This window comes from Azospirillum brasilense (assembly GCF_022023855.1).
In the GTDB taxonomy this organism is placed as follows: domain Bacteria; phylum Pseudomonadota; class Alphaproteobacteria; order Azospirillales; family Azospirillaceae; genus Azospirillum; species Azospirillum brasilense_F.
In genome coordinates this window covers 356,091-374,751 of sequence record NZ_CP059453.1, presented here as the reverse complement: position 1 = coordinate 374,751, position 18,661 = coordinate 356,091, and the positions used below count along the sequence as shown (strand labels likewise).

The 18,661-nt window shown below is 68.3% G+C and carries 17 protein-coding genes; 11 read left to right on the top strand and 6 right to left on the bottom strand.

Annotation, left to right across the window (positions count from 1 at the left end):
• Positions 1-63 precede the first annotated feature (63 nt).
• Both H1Q64_RS31455 and H1Q64_RS31450 read right to left on the bottom strand, forming a co-directional pair.
• A complete protein-coding gene (locus tag H1Q64_RS31455; protein WP_237907768.1) occupies positions 64-921 on the bottom strand; it encodes a ParB/RepB/Spo0J family partition protein in 858 nt (285 codons plus the stop codon).
• Complete coding sequence (locus tag H1Q64_RS31450; protein WP_237907767.1) at positions 911-1,933, bottom strand: AAA family ATPase; 1,023 nt, start codon at positions 1,931-1,933, stop codon at positions 911-913. Before H1Q64_RS31450 ends, H1Q64_RS31455 begins: the two co-directional genes overlap by 11 nt.
• 238 nt (positions 1,934-2,171) lie before the next feature.
• On the opposite strand from H1Q64_RS31450, the gene H1Q64_RS31445 reads away from it, so the two are divergent.
• Positions 2,172-2,336 (top strand): hypothetical protein, encoded by a 165-nt coding sequence (locus H1Q64_RS31445; protein ID WP_237907766.1) that lies wholly within the window; start codon positions 2,172-2,174, stop codon positions 2,334-2,336.
• Between the two features lie 444 nt (positions 2,337-2,780).
• A complete protein-coding gene (locus H1Q64_RS31440; protein ID WP_237907765.1) occupies positions 2,781-3,881 on the top strand; it encodes a lipid II:glycine glycyltransferase FemX in 1,101 nt (366 codons plus the stop codon).
• Between the two features lie 71 nt (positions 3,882-3,952).
• On the opposite strand, the gene H1Q64_RS31435 is transcribed toward H1Q64_RS31440, so the two are convergent.
• The gene (locus H1Q64_RS31435; protein ID WP_035683083.1) at positions 3,953-4,150 is read right to left on the bottom strand and encodes a hypothetical protein; all 198 of its coding nucleotides are present in this window, start codon (positions 4,148-4,150) and stop codon (positions 3,953-3,955) included.
• A gap of 97 nt (positions 4,151-4,247) precedes the next feature.
• Positions 4,248-4,901 carry an HAD family hydrolase gene (locus H1Q64_RS31430; RefSeq protein WP_237907764.1) on the bottom strand — a complete coding sequence of 218 codons (654 nt, stop codon included), beginning with the start codon at positions 4,899-4,901 and terminating at the stop codon, positions 4,248-4,250.
• A 280-nt stretch (positions 4,902-5,181) separates the two neighbouring features.
• On the opposite strand from H1Q64_RS31430, the gene H1Q64_RS31425 reads away from it, so the two are divergent.
• Positions 5,182-5,706, top strand: coding sequence for a hypothetical protein (locus H1Q64_RS31425; RefSeq protein ID WP_237907763.1), 525 nt, complete (start codon positions 5,182-5,184; stop codon positions 5,704-5,706).
• A gap of 144 nt (positions 5,707-5,850) precedes the next feature.
• Complete coding sequence (locus H1Q64_RS31420) at positions 5,851-6,081, top strand: Ada metal-binding domain-containing protein (protein WP_419468879.1); 231 nt, start codon at positions 5,851-5,853, stop codon at positions 6,079-6,081.
• On the opposite strand, the gene H1Q64_RS31415 is transcribed toward H1Q64_RS31420, so the two are convergent.
• Positions 6,074-7,120, bottom strand: a complete 1,047-nt coding sequence (locus H1Q64_RS31415) for a YeiH family protein (RefSeq protein WP_237907762.1) — start codon at positions 7,118-7,120, stop codon at positions 6,074-6,076. The two genes, H1Q64_RS31420 and H1Q64_RS31415, sit on opposite strands and share 8 nt — an antisense overlap.
• A 114-nt stretch (positions 7,121-7,234) precedes the next feature.
• Between H1Q64_RS31415 and H1Q64_RS31410 the strand changes: the two genes are divergently transcribed.
• Positions 7,235-8,116, top strand: a complete 882-nt coding sequence (locus H1Q64_RS31410; protein WP_237907761.1) for a LysR family transcriptional regulator — start codon at positions 7,235-7,237, stop codon at positions 8,114-8,116.
• A 15-nt stretch (positions 8,117-8,131) separates the two neighbouring features.
• Here the strand turns inward: H1Q64_RS31410 and H1Q64_RS31405 are convergent, their stop codons facing one another.
• A complete protein-coding gene (locus tag H1Q64_RS31405) occupies positions 8,132-9,094 on the bottom strand; it encodes a replication initiator protein A (protein ID WP_237907760.1) in 963 nt (320 codons plus the stop codon).
• Positions 9,095-10,185: 1,091 nt separating this feature from the next.
• On the opposite strand from H1Q64_RS31405, the gene H1Q64_RS31400 reads away from it, so the two are divergent.
• The 6 genes from H1Q64_RS31400 to H1Q64_RS31375 all read left to right on the top strand — a co-directional run bounded on the left by H1Q64_RS31400 (position 10,186) and on the right by H1Q64_RS31375 (position 18,660).
• On the top strand, positions 10,186-10,947 hold the full coding sequence (locus H1Q64_RS31400) for a hypothetical protein (RefSeq protein WP_237907759.1): 762 nt from the start codon (positions 10,186-10,188) through the stop codon (positions 10,945-10,947).
• The gene (locus tag H1Q64_RS31395) at positions 10,880-11,755 is read left to right on the top strand and encodes a hypothetical protein (RefSeq protein WP_237908180.1); all 876 of its coding nucleotides are present in this window, start codon (positions 10,880-10,882) and stop codon (positions 11,753-11,755) included. The genes H1Q64_RS31400 and H1Q64_RS31395 overlap by 68 nt, the downstream gene beginning before the upstream one ends.
• Positions 11,756-11,857: 102 nt before the next feature.
• Positions 11,858-14,500, top strand: a complete 2,643-nt coding sequence (locus H1Q64_RS31390; protein WP_237907758.1) for a PAS domain S-box protein — start codon at positions 11,858-11,860, stop codon at positions 14,498-14,500.
• 116 nt (positions 14,501-14,616) lie between these two features.
• Positions 14,617-15,210, top strand: coding sequence for a hypothetical protein (locus H1Q64_RS31385; protein WP_237907757.1), 594 nt, complete (start codon positions 14,617-14,619; stop codon positions 15,208-15,210).
• Between the two features lie 279 nt (positions 15,211-15,489).
• A complete protein-coding gene (locus H1Q64_RS31380; protein WP_269145439.1) occupies positions 15,490-16,983 on the top strand; it encodes an ATPase domain-containing protein in 1,494 nt (497 codons plus the stop codon).
• Between the two features lie 9 nt (positions 16,984-16,992).
• A complete protein-coding gene (locus H1Q64_RS31375) occupies positions 16,993-18,660 on the top strand; it encodes an ATP-binding protein (RefSeq protein WP_237907756.1) in 1,668 nt (555 codons plus the stop codon).
• Position 18,661: the final 1 nt, after the last annotated feature.

The window sequence follows — 18,661 nt, the reverse complement described above, 5'->3', positions numbered from 1 at the left end:
CCTTGTAAGTTGTTTAAATTCTTAGGAGACACAACCAAAAGACGCTTTCGATTTCGAAACCCTTCACTCCCCCAGCAGATCGTCGATGCGCATCCGCAGGTCCCGCAACAGCTCCCGATGCTCCTTCTGCATCGCGGCGCTGACCGCGTCGATGGCCTTCAGCTCCTTCTCGATGCGGTTGATCGAGCGGCCCAGCACGCGCATCGGCTCCACCGAGCCCGGCGCCTTGGACGCCCGCGCCGCGCGCACCGACTGAACCGTCAGCCCGCCGGTGCGCGCCGACTGCCACAGCCGCCGCACCTCCCCCTCGTCGCCGACGAACGCCAACTCGACCAGGGCGGAACGGGACACCGCGTCGGGGTTCTCCCGGTACTCGCGGAGGATGTCGATGGGCAGGTCCAGCACCTTCAGCCGCTTTGACACCTCGGCCTCCGAACAGCCGAGCACCGCGGCGACCTCCGCCTGGGCGTAGCCGTGGCTGTCGATGAGCTGGGTCAGGCCACGGGCCAGATCGATGGCGTCCAGGTCCACGCGCTGGACATTCTCGATCAGCGCGATCTCCTCCGCCTTGCCCTTGGTGATGATGGCGGCGATGGTCGGGCGGCCGAGCATCTGGTGGGCGCGCAGGCGGCGCTCGCCGGCCACGAGGCGGTAGACGCCCTTCTCCGCCGTCTCCTGCACCAGCACCGGCTGCTGAAGCCCGTGCCGCTCGATGGAAGCGGCCAGCGAGGCGAGCGCGGTCTCGTCGAAGACGGTGCGCGGCTGGTTGGGGTCGGTGCGGATGGCGGCGACGTCGGCTTCGATCAGCCGGGGCAGGGCACCGGTCAGCCCGAACAGCCGGTCGGTCTCCGGGGCCGGGGCGGTGCTCTTCGCTTGCAGGACCGTGGCGGCGGTCTGGCGGGTCAGCTTCTTAGGCGGCATCGGACAACTCCCGGATGCGTCCGGTGGCCTTCAGAAGGGCACCGGCGATGGCGGCGTAGCTTTCCACGCCCGGCGCGCCGATGTCGGCGTCGAGCGTGATGACGTTGGCCCCGGCGGCCTGCGCGTAGATGGTCGCGCGCGGCACCGGCGGGAAGACCCGGTAATCCTCGCCCCACAGCCGGCCGATGTCCTCCAGCGAGGAACGGTCCTGCGTCTGGCGGGGGTTGAGCATGGTCGGCAGCACGCCCAGAATCCGCAGGTTCGGGTTCAGCCGCCGCTGGATCTTCGTCACGGTGTCCAGGAAGGCGTTGACTCCCAGAATGGCGTGCGGCTCCGCCTGGCAGGGAATCAGCACATAGTCCGCCGCGGTCAGCGCGTTGATGGTGACCGCCCCCAGGTTCGGCGCGCAGTCGATCAGGATGAAATCGTAATCGCCCCGCACCGCGTCCAGCATCTCCGCCATGGCGGTCTGGGCGTTGGTCAGGTTGCCGGGCAGTTCCGTGTCGGCGCTGGCGAGGGCGATGCTCGACGGTACGACGTCCAGCCCTTCCACGCTGGTCGGGCGGATGACCTCGGCCAGCTTCGCCTTGCCCATCAGCGCGTGGTAGAGCACCCTGCCCTGCTCGGTCAGCGCCACCACGTCGGTCTGCGGCACGCCGACATGGACCGTGGCGTTGCCCTGCGGATCGGCGTCCACCAGCAGCACGCGATTCCCCGACCGGGCCAGCATGAAGGCGACGTTGATCGAGGTCGCCGTTTTGGCCGTGCCGCCCTTCTGCAGGCCGATGGCGATGGTCGTGCCGGCGCGCGGCGCCTCGGTCGCCGGCTGCTCCAGGGAGAGCAGCAGCAGGCGGCCCAGCACATCGCGGGGCAGGGGTTCGCGCCCCGTCTCCCACTTGCTGAGCCGCTGCTTGTCGTAACGCCGGCCAGTCAGTTCGTTCACGAACGCGGCCATCTGCGTCTGGGTGAGGCCGCGCCTCTCGCGCAGCAGCTTCAAATCGTCGCCGGTCATTGCCCCCTCGTCGCCACATTTGCCGGAGTCGTCTGGGAAGCTATCAAGTCGTCCCAACCCCCGCAATGGGTGTCTACCCGCGGTGCGGAACAGCCGGCACTGGCGGAACATGGCCTCTCCGGTGCATAACTGAGGCATACGGGGCCGGAGGCGGCGCCGGGGCTGTGAGGTTGCGCGAATGGCGGCGAACTGGTCGGTGCGGCAACTGGTGTGTCAGGCGCATGGCTGCGAGTTAGTCGTGTCGTGGCGGACCGATGGACGCTGGACCTGGACCGTGTCGGTGGCCGGGGAACGCCTTGCCGTCGGGATCGCCCAATCGCAGGACGGCGCCCAGGATGCCGCCGCCAACGCGGCGGAACGCCACGCCCGCGCCGACGGCATCATCCAACTGACGATGTTTTAAACGTCGAAGCACGGATTCCCGCTCGACTGGCGTCGAATTGGGCGTATTGCGCCGCAACATAACCGTCGATACGGGCGTAGCCCATACAATCCTCAGAAAAAGCGCTTAGCCACAGAGAATAATCCAGTGGGATTTTGCGCGAACCCATCAGGGTTTGTGTGATTTTCCCGTGCGTCTCCTATTGTTTGTGGACGATCGCAAAGACCGTAGGCCGCGCGTGAATTGTCTAAGACCTTCCGCGGAGCTTCGACCTTCGACGATGCGACGGCTCTGGCCTCCGGCCAGGGAAGCGGGACGGGCGAGGTTCCACGTCCGCCCCGACTGCGCCCATTCGACCAACCACGCGAGAGGCTCGACGTGACTTCGCTGGGGAAACGCCAGATTCACACCGACGCATTTGGGGGCGATTGCCTGGACGCTTCACCGGCTGTCGAAATCGACCGTATGGACCGCGGCGGCTGGTACGCCGTCATGAACGGCTTCGACGACGCCAATATCTTCCAGACCTGGGATTTCGGGCGCATCGCCCATCCCGGCCGCGACCTCAGCCACATCGTGCTGCGCCGGGACGGCCAGCCGGTCGCCGCGGCGCAGCTTCTCGTCCGCCGGGTGCCGGGCATCGGCGGCATCGCGCTGGTCATGTGGGGACCGCTGTGGTGCCCCAAGGGCCGGCAAGCCGATCCAGCCGACTTCCTGGCGATCATGAAAGCGATGAAGGCCGAATACAGCGGCCGCCGCGGCCTGTTCCTGCGCGTCCTGCCGCGCGTCGAGGACGGGGCAGGGGAGGGCGCCCGCGCGCTGTCCGCCATGGAGGCGCTGGGGATGCGGCACAGCGACGCCAAGGCCCCCTACCGCACCTTCATCATGGATCTGACCCGCGACGAGGCGACGATCCACAAGGACCTGTCCCGCCACTGGCGCCGCGGCCTCGCCAAGGCCGAGGGGGCCGGGCTGGAGGTCGTCGAGGGCTCTTCGCCGGAGATCCTCGACGCCATCGACGACCTGTTCATCCAGACGCAGCGCCGCAAGGGCTTCCGCGCCTTCGACAGCCGCACCCTGACGAAGGTCCACCGCGCCCTGCCCGACGGCATGAAGATGCACGCCGTGATGGCCTCCCACAACGGCGAGCCGGTGGCCGGCGTGGTGGTGTCGCTGCTCGGCGACACCGCGCTGATGCAGAACTCGGCCACCGCGGAGGCCGGACTGCCGCTGAACGCGGCTTTCCTCGTCCATTGGAAGGCGATGCGGTGGGTGAAGGCGAACGGCGGGAAGCGCTACGACCTGCACGGCGTCAACGCCCAGGCCAACCCCGGCGTCCACCTGTTCAAACGCGGCTTCGCCGGCAAGGGGGAGGAGGAGCGGGTCTTCATCGGCACCTTCGAAGCGCCCGGCCCGATGCTCAGCCGGCTTCTCGTCGAAGGCGGCCAGACAGTGCGTACGCTGGCCGCGACCTGCACCGCGCAGGCGAGCCAGATGATGGCGATGGCGATGAACAAGGCACCGGCCGAACGCGCCGACGCCACCACCCCCTCCAACCCGGCGTAAGCGCCGGACACGCGAAACGCCCGGTCCAGACAGTGGACCGGGCGTCGCGTTTGCGCGTTACCGGGTAAGCGTCACTGGGTGCGTGCGATCACCGGCACGCCGTCCAGATCCTTGGGAAGATCGTCGGGGATGCCCGACGCGAAATTGACCGCGATGGCGTAGTCGTCGGACAGCTTCGTGACTTCGGCGCGGGTCATACCGGGGTACCCGCTGAGGATCGCCAGATAACGGTCACGGGCGGCTTCGGCAGCCTCTTTCGGCACGGGCATACGGACCTCCCTTTCGTCATAGGATGCCATAATCATTTATGGATTGTTGGCCCCATAAACAATACCCCAATGCGACCGTTTACCGCAAATCCGCCGCTCAGAGTCGTTGGGCGAGCCCGTGCAGGTCGCCGACCACCGTCACGTCGGGCGGGAAGGGGTTCGGCAGCCCTTCCGACACCACGCCCACGAAGCCCATGCCGGCCTTGCGGGCGGCCTCCAGCTCGGTCAGGGAATCGCCGATGGCGAGCGCCCGCGCCGGGTCGTGCCCACCCTCCGCAACGATGCGCGCAAAGACCTCCGCCTTCACGTTGGGGGAGCCGGTGATGCTGCGGAAATGCCGCTCCAGCCTCTTGGCGCGCACAGTGCCCAGCAGAACCTCGTGGGGCGTGCCCGAGACGAGGTGGCAGGGCGTGCCGTCCAGCCGGTCCAGCACCGTCTCCGCGCCGCCGATCAGCGCGCAGTCGGGAACGCGCGGATCGACGATCTCAGCGTAGCGGCGGGCCAGAGCGTCGATCTCCGCCGGGCCGGGATCGCGCCCGAACATCTCGCGCTCCAGGATCGCCAGCATCTTGAACCGGCTGAGGCCGCCGTTGCGCCAGATCGTTTGGCGCATCCGCTCCTCCGTCTCCGCATCGTCGATGCCGTAGAGGATGGCGAAGCCGCCGTTCTTGGTGGGCACGGAGTCGATGATGACGCCGTCGAAATCGAAGATCACGACCTCCGGGTCCAGCCGGTCGGGTGTCTGAAGCATTGCGCCGTCTCGCATCGTTGTGGTGGCCCCGCACGGAACAGGGGCGGGTGCCGGAAAAGGCGTCGGGGGATCGTACAGGAAATCACCCGTGCCTCAACGGTTTGGGCGGAAGAAAGAGCCTTTCGGAAAAGCTGTCTCACAGTGTGGCGCAGGCCACAGCGGGGATGGGCGGCGGGGCGTACTGTCTGGTCATCGAACAGGCCGGGCCCCGACGCAGACGGAACCGGCAGTCAAATCCTCCAGAAGCCAACTCCCCCAGACACCGGAAGGAAACCACACCATGCGCCGCACCACCCTGATCGCCGCCGCCGTCGCCGTCCTGTGCTCCGCCCCGGCCTTCGCCGGCGACCTGATGACCGGCGGCATCCCGATGGGCAGCACCAGCAACCTGGGCGTCATCTCCAACACCGCCGCGGGCATCCAGAACAAGGCGCAGCAGCAGGTCTTCGGCGTGCAGGCCGGTGGCGGGCTGGCCGGGCCCTTCGGCACCGCCTCCAACCTGGGCAACGTCTCCAACCTCGCCGCCGGCGTCGGCAACAAGGCCAAGCAGCAGGTCTTCGGCGTCCAGACGGGCGGGATGGGCGGCGGGGTGAAGACGCCCTTCGCTCTGGGCGGCTTCAACAGCAACGCTGGCAACGTCAGCAACAGCGCGGTCGGCATCGGCAACACCGCCCAGCAGCAGGTCAAGGCCATGCAGTTCGGCGCGCCGGGCGCCCTGTTCAATCAGAACCTTGGCACCGTCTCCAACCTCGCCGCCGGCATCGGCAACAAGGCCCAGCAGCAGGTCACCGGCATCCAGAAGTAAGGCTCCCCCGCTTCGCGTCCCTCCCTCCCCGAACCTCGCGGCCGGCAGAACCTCTGCCGGCCGTCTTTTTGCGTGGCGCAGGAAACGGGTGGCCCTCCGTCGCGGCATCCGCGACGATCCCGCCATCAGAATCGGGAGGACACCATGAACGAGGACGCGATGTGGAGCGCCGTGATGCGCCGGGACCGGGACGGTGAGGGGCGCTTCGTCTACGCGGTGCGCACCACCGGCGTCTATTGCCGGCCGTCCTGTCCATCGCGTCGGGCCAAGCGGGAAAACGTCTCCTTCCACCCCGACGCCGCTGCTGCGGAGGCGGCGGGCTTCCACCCCTGCAAGCGCTGCCGCCCTGCCGCTGCCCCATCCACGCTCACATGATTCCCAACAGCCGGATCAGCCCCAGCCCGATGGCGCCGAGCGCCGCCAGCGACAGCACCACCGCCGCAGTAACGCGCAGACCTGCCCGCGACAGCATCCGCATATCCACCCCGAGCCCCAGCGCGGCCATCGACAGCACCGTCAGGATGCCCGCCGCGGTCTGGCTGGCCGTCAGGGCGGCCTCCGGGATCAGCCCCGCCGCCCGCAGCCCGGCCAGCGCCAGGAAGCCGAGGATGAACCAAGGCACCAGCCGGCGCAGCGGCACGCGGGTTTTGCCGTGCTCCGGCGCGCTCCCCTCCGGCTTTGCCATCAAGGCCAACGCCACCACCACCGGGCCGAGCATCAGCACGCGCAGCAGCTTCACCAGAGTCCCGACCTGGACGCTCAGCGCACCGACCGGCGCCGTCGCCGCCAGGATCTGCGGCACCGCGTAAACGGTCAGCCCGGCGAACACGCCGTACTGCATGGGGGTGAGTCCGAGCAGCGGCACCAGCAGCGGCAGACCCAACACCACCAGAACACCCAGCACCGCCGTGAAGGCGATGGCCGCGGCCACGTCGTCGCCGTGCGCCCCGATCACCGGCGCCGTCGCCGCGATGGCCGAGTTGCCGCAGATCGAGTTGCCGCAGGCGACCAGCACCGCCATGCGCGGCGGCAATCCCAGCAGGCGCCCGATGCCGTAGCTGACCGCCAGGGCCAGGGCGACCACCCCGGCGATCCCCGCCACCAGCCCCGGCCCGGCCGCCAAGATCGTCTCCGGATCGATGGAGGCGCCCAGCAGCAGCACCGCGACCTCCAGCAACGTCTTGGCGCTGAAATCCGTCCCCGCCTTCCAGCGCTGCCCCGGCGCCCAGACGCTGCGCAGGGCCACCCCGATCAGGATCGCCAGGACCAGCGCCTCCAGCCAAGCCTGCCCGAAAACCCGCACCTCCAGGCTTTGCAGGGCCAGCGCCACGCCGCTCACGCCGGAGCAGAGCAGAATTCCCGGCAGCAGGGCACCAAGGGTCCGGCAGGGCGATGGAAGAAGATCGTTCGGCATGGCGTCCTCGAATTCCGATGCCGGGAAGCTGCCTCCTCTGGACCGTTTGTTCCAACGGATTATAGTAGATGAATCGTTCGATAAAATCGAACGTTTGAACGGGCAGGGGACCGGATGACTCTCGAACAGCTCCGCATCTTCGTGGCGGTCGCCACGCAGCAGCATGTGACGCGGGCCGCCGCCGCCCTGAATCTGACGCAGTCCGCGGTCAGCGCCGCCGTCTCCAGCCTGGAGGCCCGGCACGCCGTCCGCCTGTTCGACCGGGTGGGCCGCCGCATCGAGCTGACGGAGGCCGGACGCCTGTTCCTGGGGGAGGCCGTCGCGGTGCTCGCCCGCGCCGAAGCGGCGGAGCGCATGCTGGCCGACCTATCGGCGTTGAAGCGCGGGCGCATCGCCGTCCACGCCAGCCAGACCATCACCGGTTATTGGCTGCCCGAACGGCTCGTGGCCTTCCACCAGCGCTATCCGGACGTCGACGTCTCGGTGAAGGCCGCCAACACCGCCCAGGTCGCCAAGGCCGTGCTGGACGGCGCCGCCGATCTGGGGTTGGTGGAGGGGGAGGTGGCGGACCCGTTGCTCGACCAGGACCTTCTGCCCGGCGACCGTTTGCTGCTGCTGGTGGGGGACGGTCATCCTTGGCGCAGGCGGAGCGACCTGCCGATGGAGGAGCTGCACCGCTCCCCCTGGGTCCTGCGCGAGGCCGGGTCGGGCACCCGCTCCGAGTTCGAGGAGGCGCTGCGCGGGCAGGGGAGGGCGCCGGAGGCTTTGCCGGTGGCGTTGGAGCTGCCCTCGAACGAGGCGGTGCTGTCGGCGGTCATGGCCGGGGCGGGGGCCACCGCCCTGTCGGATCTGGTGGCGCGCGGCGCGCTGGCGGCCGGGCACCTGCACCGCGTGCCCTTCCCGCTGCCCGAACGGCCCTTCCGCTTGCTCCGCCACCGCGAGCGCGGGTTGAGCCACGCCGCCCGGACCTTCCGCGATCTTCTGCTGGCGGAATAGGCGAGGGGAGGGGAATCAGACCACCTCGTCGAACTCGACCCTGGGAATGTCGATCCAGCTCTCCGGCTCGCCGGCGTCCTTGCGCCAGAAGATGACCGGCAGGTCGGCGTTCAGCACGCGGGCGATGGAGGCGCCGCGCGCCGTCATCAACTCCTTGTACTCCGAGGCTTCGACGATGCGCACGCCGTAGCCGGGAATGCGGTCGGCCTGGAGCACGGGGCCGAGCGCGTTCTTGAACTTGCGCAGGTCGTTGTCGGAGCCGACCCGCTTGCGCAGCGGCTCCAGCGCCATCCAGAAGGCGTTGCCGTGGCCCAGATGGGCGCGGGCGATCTCGTAGAGCCGCTTCTCGATGGGCTTCAGCGCGAAGTAGTCTTCCGAATATGTCAGCAGGTTGTTGCCCAGCGCCGCGCGCACCACCCAGTTCGACAGAACCAGCGTCAGGCCGCGCACCTGCCGCTCGCCGTCCTTCTTGCCGCGGCGGTACAGCAGCTTGTAGTCGGAGATCCAGGAGAAGGCGCCGCTTTCGCCTTCGCCACCGGCCTCCAGGTTGGTCTTGATCTGGGTGCCCTGGAGCCGCTCCAGCGCCCCTTCGATCTTGTCGTAGGCGCTGCCCCCGGCGGTCTTCCCGACGATGCGCTGGAGGTCGCTGGTGGTGAAGTGCAGCTTCCCCACCTCCGGCCCCATCTTGCCCTCCGCCATCTTCTCGCGCAGCAGCGAGACGGCGTAGATCAGCACCGACTTGTCCCAGATCGTCGCGACGCCGACGTCGCGCGGGGCGCGCACCTCGATCTTCACCTTGCCGTCGTCGTAGGTGGGAAGGCTTTCCACCTTGTCCTTCGACAGGCCGAACAGCGAATAGGCCATCAGGGCCCGGTCGTTGTTCACGTCGCCGCGCAGCGGCGAATCCAGCCGCAGCGCCAGCTGGACCGGACGGTCCAGCAGTTCGGCGTTTTCCTGGTCGGTCTTGTGGTCGTCCATGCACCCAATCTCCCCGGCCCCGCCGCTGGCGGTTACGGTATTGATTCCCGATACGCCCCGCATGTTCCATAGCGCAGGCGCCAACGTCGCCATTCTGCCGAAAGATTCCTCACCGGCCGGAAACGACGCTGTGACCGTGCGGACGAATGTCGCCGTTCTGCCAGTTTCCCCGGACGCTGTGCCCCGCCGGAGGGTTTCCCTGCCGAAAGCGTCCGCGTTCTGACGGTCCGGACTCCCGACAAGCCACAAAACAGCGTTGAAAGGCTTGGATTCCCTGACTCTTTCCGGACTCCTCGGGGTCCGGAGGCCGCCGCGGGGGGAGCACATTGGCAGAACGGCGACACTCGGTTGCGCGAGTCGGAGTCCGATTCTCGGCCGATTCCCGGAGTCACCGAGGGGCCACAGCCCAGATTATTCGGCAGAACGGCGACATCGGGCGGACTCCGACGTCCTGGCGCGACGCGCCGTGCGCTGGAATCTTTCGGCAGAACGGCGACGTTTTCCACCCGGTTTCTCGGCAGAACGGCGACACCCAGACGTGGTCCGCCACCGCTCCAGGGGGCTCAAAGCCTTGATTCCACTGACTCCACGTCCCCGCATCGGCGCAACCGGAGCGATTCCGACGCACGCATTTGAATCGTGGACAGCCTGTTGGGGCCACGACAACATCTTGCGTAACGGGCTCACCAAAGCCCGAACCGATAGCTTTTGGACCAGTATTTTGGGCCAGGATTTTCAGCTGGCGGCTTCGAACAGCCGCGACACGCCGAAGGAGGCGACGATGACGTAACGGAGGACACGACCTCCGGAAACACAAAGGGCACAGGTTTGGCGACCTGTGCCCTCGTGCACACCGAAGTGTCGAAAACCGATGGAAGACCGGGAGAACCGGACCCCGCATCAGCGGTTTGGCGACTTCATGATGCCAGGGTAGGTCCGGAAAACCAAGTGGAATCGCGGATTCCACTGACGCTCCCGCTTTGTCTTCCGCCGGGATTGAAGCGCTGGATCATGGGAAGACAATGACCCCGTACACGACCTTGTACCGGCGATGGATCGCTGCGCCCGGCGTGGGAGCCGCGGAGATCGCTGTGCTCTCCGGCCTCTACGCGCGGGCGGACGCCGCCGGTGTCTGCGCCGGTCTGGTCCAGGACGAGCTGGCCGCCGAACTCGGCAAGAGCCGTCCCTGGCTGTCCGCCGTGCTGACGAAGCTGCAGGCGCCGGACCTGGCCCTGGTGGAAGCCCGCCGCGAACGCGGATTCCGCGGGATGGTCTATGCCCTGGTGGGCGCGCAGGACACCGACTCTTCCGGTCGGCCCGTCGACACCACCGGTCAGCCGGCTGACGGACTCCTAAGGGCAGGGAATCCCCTGAATCCTGATTCTCAAAACTCCTCCTCCTTCCAGGCGGGGGGATCGGTTGGGCCTTCGGGCATCAAGAACCGGAACCCCCTTGCCGAAGACTGGCAGCCGGACGCCGCCGATCTGGCCTGGGCCGCGGAAACCCGCCCGGAGGTCCATCCGGCCACGGTGACCCGAAAGTTCGTGTCCTGGTGCCGCAAAGCCAACGCCCGCAACGGCTACAGCCCGGCCGACCCGTCTGGCGCCTGGCGCAAATGGGTGGCCCGCGAGTTGGTCGCCCCCGCCGCGGCACCAGTCGGCGAAACGCCCGAAGGCACCGTCGTCCCCTTTGCAACCGCCTTCCGCCGCCCCTCCAACCGGAGCGACCAGAATGACCGCCAACCTTCCGAGCCTTCCCGTCGGCACCGCCCCGCAGACGCCGGACATGGCGTGGCTGCCCGCAACGCCGGCGTCCTCTCTGCCTTGCGTGATCGTCTCGCTCGCCCGGCTTGAGCGCGCCGACCTGCGCTTCGAGATCGCGGATCGCACGCCGGAGGAGATCGGGACGCTGGCCGAGCGGGTGGAAGCCGCCCTTGAAACCGTTTGCCCGGCCATCGGTGTGGAGAATGTGCTGACCGGCATCGAGAAGCTGGCGGCGCGCTTCGGCCTGGAGCTTCCGGACGCCGATGTGCTGGAGGCCGAAATTCTCGAGATGGCCGGCTGGCCCGCCGAGGAATGGATCGCCGGTTTCCGCGGCGTCTGGTCCTCTTTCCGCTCCGGTTACCGGCGCTTCCCCACGGTTGGCGATTTCCGGGCCGCCGCCGGTCAGGCATCGGTGACTGGTGGGATGGCGGCCCTGCGCCGGCTGGCCATGGCCCTGCGCCAGGAACAGCAACTCCGTGCCCGCGAGATTGCCCATCGCCGCCATCAGAAGGAGAAGGAGGCGGAAACCGCCCGCCGTCAGCAGGCCGCCGCCCTGGCCGCTCCTCCCGTCGCCCCGGCGACGCCGACGGTAACGACGCCTCCGGTTTCCACTCCGGTCTCCGTCATGCCGCACGATGCGCAAGTGGTCCTGGCTTCCGCGCAGCCTCGGTCTCAGATGAGACTGGTCGTTTCCAAGCTCTTGATAAGGGATCGGTCGGCCAACGATCCTCATACCACGGTATGTCAAGGACATGAACTCGTATCTTTCAGTAAGAAGACGCGTACGAAAAGTTCAGTCCGAGAAGCCAAGTATGCCAATGACTGTGGATCGCGCCGAAGAGGTGGAGCGAAGGCTTGGCAGACCCTTCATTATTCCAACAGGGTAACGCCTATATAATCAGTCTCACCCCATCGTTTCAGATTCCGGTGGCGAAGCACGAAAGGGCGGAGCAAGATGTGATAATCTGTTCGTGCCGCGAACCTTTCGGATTGTCCATCCATGCCGCTGAAGACGGTATCCCGTCAGCAACCGATGACTCTGCGCGGGTACCTGCTGAGGCTTGTGCTCGTGACGCTGGTGCCGATGCTCCTGCTCGGTGGCATGCTCATTGGCTGGCTGGTGCAGCAGCAGCGGGACGCCGTCGAGAACAACATGTCCGACACGGCGGAGGCGCTGGCCCTGATCGTCGACCGGGAGTTGGAAGCGACCATCGAGGCGCTGCGGGCGCTGTCCCGCACGGACGCTCTGGCGGCCGACGATCCCGCCGGTTTCTATGAGCGGGCGACGCTGGCGCTGACTCAGCACCCCTCCTGGACCAACATCGCGCTGATCGACCCGTCGGGGCGACAGATCGTCAACACGGCGGTCAGGCTCGGCGCTCCGCTGCCGGATGTGCCCCAGCGCGACGCGCTGCAACGGCTGACCGTGACCCGCCAGCCGGCGGTGTCCGATCTGGTCACCGCGACGGCGGCGGAGCGCCCGACGATCGCCGTCATGGTGCCGGTGCTGCGCGACGGCAGCCTGCGCTACATCCTGTCGGCGGTGGTCGATCCGCAGACCTGGAGCAATCTGCTGGAGGGCTTCGAGACGCGGTCCGGCCTGATCGCCGCGATCATCGACGGCCAGGACCGGATCGCCGCCCGCTCGCGCGAGCATGCGGAGTATCTGGGGCGGACGGTGCCCGACTGGTTCCTGGCGGCGCGCGGCACGGCGGAGACCGGCAACTACCGCGGCGCCACGCTGGACGGGGTGGAGATCATCGGCGCCTTTCACCGCTCGCTACGCGCAGACTGGACCCTGGTCGCTGCGACGCCGACGGAGGCCGTGCTCAATCCCCTGAACCGCACGGTGGTGCTGGCGTTGGGGCTCGGACTGGTCCTGCTGGCCGTGTCTCTGGCGTCGGCGGGGGTCTTCGCGCGTCGGCTCGCCCACCCCGTCCGTGAACTGGCCGCCCATGGCGGCAGCCTGATGGAGGGGCGGGCCATCCGCTATGACGGCGGCGTTCCGGTGCGCGAGATCGACGAGTTGCACCGCGTCCTGGCCGAGGCAAGCGCCGCGCTGGTCGGCGCCAGCGAATCCGTGGCCCATGCGGAGGCCCGCTACCGCTCCATCGTCGACACGGCGGTGGACGCCATCGTGGTCATCGACCGGGCCGGCGTCCTGCACAGCTTCAACCGCGCCGCCGAGCGGATCTTCGGTTACGCCGCGGACGAGGTGATGGGCCGCAACGTCAGCATGCTGATGCCCGATCCCGACCGCAGCGCGCACGACGGTTATTTGAAGCGCTACCACCGCACGGGGGAGCGGCGGATCATCGGCATCGGGCGCGAGGTGACGGGCCAGCGCAAGGACGGGTCGGTGTTCCCTCTGGAGCTGTCCGTCGCCGAATGGAAGGCCGACGGCGAGGTGCGCTTCACAGGCATCGTCCGCGACATCACCGCCCGCAAGACGGCGGAGGAGGCGTTGCTTGCCGCCAAGGAAGCGGCGGAGCAGGCGATGGAGCGCGCGCTGGCCGCGGCGGACGAGGCCCGGCGGGAGAAGAACCGCGCCGAGAAGGCGGAGCGGGCGAAGACTCAGTTCCTGGCGGCGGCCAGTCACGACCTGCGCCAGCCCGTGCAGTCGCTCTACTTCTTCGCGCAGGTGCTGGGCGACAAGCTGCACGGCCATCCCGGCCACGAGCTGGTGGCCAGCATGGGCCATTCTCTGGACGCGCTGAAGCTCCTGCTCGACGGACTTCTCGACGTGTCGCGGCTCGACGCCGGAGCGGTGGAGCCCAGCGTCACCGAATGCGCGGTCGGGCCGCTGCTCGACCGGCTGGCCGCGGAATACGGACCGCAGGCGGAGGGGCAGGGGCTGCGGCTGCGGATCGTGCCGACCTCGCTGTGGGCGCGCACCGACCCGATGCTGCTGGAACGCATCCTGCGCAACCTGATCGAGAACGCGCTGCGCTACACCGAGCGGGGCGGCGTCGTGGTTGGCTGCCGGCGCGGCAACGGTGCATTGCGCATCGAGGTGGCCGACAGCGGCGTCGGCGTGCCGGAGGACCTGCAGCAGGTCGTCTTCGAAGAGTTCTTCCAGATCGGCAACCAGGAGCGCGACCGTGCCAAGGGGCTGGGTCTCGGCCTCGCCATCGTGAAACGGCTGGCCGGGCTGCTCGGCCACACGATCGCCCTGCGCTCGCGGCCCGGACGGGGCAGCGTCTTCTCGGTGGAGCTTCCCTCCGTGCGCGCCCGCGCCATCCTGCGCCGCAACGGGCCGGACCGGGCCAACGACGACGGGCAGGGATTGGTGGTGGTCATCGACGACGAGGCCATCGTGCTGCTCAGCCTGCGCACTCTGCTGGAACAGTGGGGCTACGAGGTGGTGGCCGCCGTGTCGGCGGAGGAGGCGGTTGACGTCCTGCACGGGCTGGGCCGGCTGCCGGACCTCATCATCGCCGATTACCGCCTGCGCGAGGGGCGGACGGGCGTGGAGGCGATCCGCGACATCCACGGCGTCTGCGGCGTGCGCATCCCCGCCGTCGTGCTGACCGGCGACACCGCGCCCGAACGCATCACCGAAATCCGCGGCGCCGGCTTCCGCCTCGTCCACAAGCCGATCACCCCGCACATCCTGCGCGAATTGTTGAAGCCCGCGGCCTGATCCGGGACGGTTGATCGACCAAAGGCCGGTTTTTGACCCTGGCTGCCCGCCGGCCGGGTCTTTAGTTTTTCCGCCTCCTTGGGGAAGAGCCTCCTTGGGCAAGAGGGAGACGGGACATGAATTGGAGCAAGGGCCTGTGGCGGGGCTGGCTGGCTGCCGCCCTGCTGTGGGGGGCGGTGGTCGCCGCCTTCGCCGCCGCCGATCTGCAGGGGCGCCATCCTTTCGCCGGTCTCTACGCCTATTCGGACGCAAGGGACGCCTTTCTGCCGCAGCACTACGCCGCCGACGAGGCGGTGGTGGAGGATGGGGTGAGGCGGGGCGTCGTGGCACGGACGGACTTCCCCGACGGCACCAGCCTTGCCGCCCCGCCGGGCCTCGGCGAGGAGCGCGTGCGGCAGATCGCCGAGCGTTTCTGGGCGGAGCGCTGGACGCGCCGGGCGGAGGTTCTGTGGCCCTGGGGCCTGCGCGCCGCCGTGCCGCCGCTGCTGCTTCTGCTGTCCGGCGCGCTCGTCCTGTGGATCGCCCGCGGCTTCGGCAGGGCGAACGCTGCCCCGGAGACGGCCATGGAAGAGGCGGCGATGCCGGAGAAAGCGGAGGAGGACGCGCCGAAGGCGGTCTTCAACACGCGGTCGGCCGGCGGATTGCCGCCCTTTATCCGCTCGCTGGGACCGGACCCCAAGCGCCGCCGCGTGCTGGGGTCGGGCCGGTAAAGGTCGCGCCAGTCGAACCCAGGCGTCGTTCGCACCGCCGCCCAACATCGCGGTAACCCGCGGCGACGTCCAAGCATCCCCGACGGTCGGCATCCCGAAGGCACAAAGGAACAGGAACCCCGGCATTGGGTTGATGGTGGCGGAGCCGCGCCCGCGGGGCGTGGATGTCCTCCGAGGCTGTGCGTTTGTCCGTCCGTCCAGGCGTTCGGGCCGTTCACCACATCACGGCGGCGTGTGGCGCGAGGCGCTGCCAGCGGGCCAGACCAAGAGGAGACCTGGGTGTCGGAGCCGACCAAGACGGACAAGATCCTGACCGGAATTCCAGAATTCGACATGGTCCTGAGGGGGGGCCTGCCGCGCGCGCGGCTGCATCTTCTGGAGGGCGCGCCGGGAACCGGCAAGACGACCATCGCGCTTCAATTCCTGCTGAAGGGCCTGCGCGACGGCAAGCGGGGCCTGTATGTGACCCTGTCGGAAACCGAGACGGAGTTGCGCGCCTCGGCCGCCAGCCACGGCTGGTCGCTGGACGGCATCGGCATCTTTGAACTCGTCCCGCTGGAGGCGCAGCTCGACCGCCAGCAGAGCGTGCTCTACCCGTCGGAAGTCGAGCTGGGCGAAACCATGCGCCTGATCACCGAGCGGATCGAGGCCGACAAGCCGGACCTCGTGGTGATCGATTCCCTGTCGGAGCTGCGCCTGCTCGCCCAGGACCAGCTTCGCTACCGGCGGCAGATCCTGGCGCTCAAGCAGTTCCTGCAAGGACGCCACTGCACCACGCTGGCGCTGGACGATCTGACCAGCCAGACCGGCTCCATGGAACTGCACAGCCTGATGCACGGCGTGGTCAGCCTGGAGCAGATCGAGCGTTCCTACGGCGCGGCGCGGCGGCGCCTGCGGATCGCCAAGATGCGCGGCTCCGAATACCAGAGCGGCTGGCACGATTTCGCCATCACGCCGGGCAACGTGCTGATCTTCCCGAGCCTGATCGCCGACGAGCACAAGGCGGAGTTCGAGCCGACCTCCGTGTCGAGCAGCCTGAGTGGGCTGGACGAGCTGATGGGCGGCGGGCTGACACGCGGCACGACGACGATGCTCGTCGGTCCGTCGGGCGTCGGCAAATCGTCCATCGCCCTGCAATATGTCGCGGCGGCGGTGCGCCGTGGTGAGCACGCCGCCTATTTCTCCTTCGACGAGTCCTTCGAAACCCTGGCGCTGCGCAGCACCGCACTCGGCATCGACATTGAGGAGGCGGTGCGCAAGGGCGAACTGGGCTGGGAGCGCGCGAACCCGTCGCGCCTGTCGCCGGGCCAGTTCGTCTGGCAGGTCCGCCGCCAAGTGGAGGACCGGAAGGCGCGCGTCGTGGTCATCGACAGCCTCAATTCGTACCTCAGCACCATGCCGGAAGAAAAGGCGCTCATCCTGCAGATGCATGAACTGCTGACCTATCTGAACAACCAGGGTGTCGTGACCATTCTGATCCTGGCCCAGCAGGGCATCGTCGGGGACATCCAGAATCCCGTGGACCTGTCCTTCATGAGCGACACCGTGGTTCTGCTGCGCTTCTTCGAGGCGGCGGGACAGGTGCGCAAGGCGATCTCGGTGGTCAAGAAGCGCACTGGCGTCCATGAGCTGGCGATCCGCGAGTTCCGTCTGTTCCCCGATGGCATGCAGGTCGGCCCGCAGCTTCTTGAATTTCAGGGGGTGCTCACCGGCGTGCCCAGCTATGACGGGGCGGCAGACCCGTTGTTGCGCGGGCAGAGCGAGACGGGTTGACGGCAGCGCATGGACGCCCCGATCCTCGTGCTCGCCCCGCATGGCCGGGACGCGGAGGTCATCCGCCTCGTGCTGGACGAGGTCGGGCTGACCACGCAGTTCTGCGTCGATCTGCCGGCTCTGTGCGATGGCCTGACGAGGGACGTCACGGCCCTGCTCCTCTCCGAAGGCGCGTTGCTGAGGGCGGGGATGGAGCCTCTGGTCGCCTGTCTGGAGGCCCAGCCGCCCTGGTCGGACCTGCCTGTTCTGGTGCTCACCGCGCGCGGCAACCGGTCGGCCAGCAAGGCGCGATGGACGCAGTTCCAGCGGCTCGGCAACGTCACGCTGCTGGACCCGCCTCTGCATGCCGAAGCCCTGCAAAGCGCGGCACAGTCCGCGGCGCGGACACGCCTGCGCCAATATCGCATGCGGACGCTTCTGGCCGACATCGAGCGGGCCAACAATGAACTGGAAGGACGGGTGGCGGAGCGCACCCAGTCCCTGCAGACCGAGATGCGGGAACGCCGCAAGGCCGAGGAGGCGTTGCAGCAGGCCCAGAAGATGGAGGCGGTCGGCCAGCTCACCGGCGGGATCGCCCACGACTTCAACAACCTGCTGCAGGTCATGCTCGGCAACCTGCACATGCTGCAAAGCACGCTGCGTGCCGATGATCCGCTGCTGCGGCACGTTGCCATGGCCGTCACGGCGGGCGACCGCGCCGCGGCGCTTACCCGGCACCTTCTCGCCTTCGCCCGGCGCCAGCCGCTGACGCCCCGCAGCCTGGACCTGAACACTCTGGTCGCCGCCATGAGCGGCCTGATCCAACAGTCCGTCGGCGAGTCGATCCGGGTGGAAACGGCGTTGGCCGACGGGCTTTGGCGGACCTGGGCGGACGCCAACCAAGTCGAAAGTGCCCTGCTCAACCTCGCCATCAACGCCCGCGACGCCATGCCGGACGGCGGGCTCCTGCGCGTCGAGACGAGCAACACCGTTCTGGACGAGACCGTCTCGGACGCGCAGGGGGATATCCTTCCCGGCCGCTACGTCCTGCTCCGCATCACCGACACCGGAAGCGGCATGCCGCCGGACGTGCTGGAGAGGGCGTTCGAACCCTTCTTCACGACGAAGCCAATCGGCCAGGGCAGCGGCCTCGGGCTGAGCCAGCTCTACGGCTTCGCGCGTCAATCGGGCGGGCACGCGGCCATCCGGTCGCAGCCCGGCCAAGGCACCACCGTCAGCCTGTACCTGCCGCAGCATGACGGTGTGGACGGCGCCGACAGCTCGGCCCCCGTTGCGGACTTGCCGTCGCAGGACCCGTCCCGCAACGATGAAACCATCCTGGTGGTCGAGGACGAAGCCCTCGTCCTGATGCTGTGGGTCGAGGCGCTGGAAGGGCAGGGATACCACGTCTTGCAGGCCGCCGAACCCGAGGCGGCGATCCGCATCCTGGAGTCGGATACGGCGATCGACCTTCTGATCACCGACGTCGGACTGCCCGGAATGACCGGGCGGGATCTGGCCGACGTCGCGCGGGAGCTTCGCCCTGGGTTGAGGGTGCTGTTCGTGACCGGCTACGCGCATTACGCCGCTCTCGAAGCGGACAGCCTGGGAGCGGGCACGCGGATGCTCAGCAAGCCGGTCGGCGTGGACACCTTGCAGATCACGGTGCGTTGTCTGCTGGACGGGGATTCGGCCTGAC